Genomic DNA, 444 nt, shown 5'->3' on the forward strand with positions numbered 1-444 from the left:
CGGACGCCGCGCGCAGGATGCTCTCGTCGCCGCTCGGGCCGGGATCGACCCAGGCCAGCGCATCGCCCTCGATTACCGGCTTGCGGCCATAATCGGCAAGGCTGTCGCCCGCGACCGTCAGCAGATCGCCGTGGAGCAACCCGGCCGACACCAGTTCGCGGATGACGAAGGGCATACCGCCCGCCGCCTCGAACCCGTTCACATCGGCCGACCCGTTGGGATAGACGCGGGTGATGAGCGGCACCGCCTTGGACAGGCGATCGAAATCCTCCCAGTCGAGCACGATCCCGGCGCAGGCCGCAATTGCGGGCAAATGCAGCAAATGATTGGTCGAGCCGCCGGTCGCGAGCAGGCCGATTGCGGCATTGACGATCGCTTTCTCATCGACGCACAGGCCGAGCGGGCGATAATCGTCGCCATGCCAGCCATTGGCGGCAAGGCGGT

1 protein-coding gene is annotated in these 444 nt (G+C 66.9%); it reads right to left on the reverse strand.

Annotation, left to right across the window (positions count from 1 at the left end; genetic code table 11):
- Positions 1 to 444, reverse strand: a 444-nt coding sequence (locus AACY52_RS31415) for a dihydroxy-acid dehydratase (protein ID WP_339561561.1), incomplete at both ends; no start/stop codon positions are given.

Source organism: Pseudomonas sp. EA_65y_Pfl1_P113 (genome assembly GCF_963970525.1).
In the GTDB taxonomy this organism is placed as follows: Bacteria; Pseudomonadota; Gammaproteobacteria; order Pseudomonadales; family Pseudomonadaceae; genus Aquipseudomonas; species Aquipseudomonas tritici.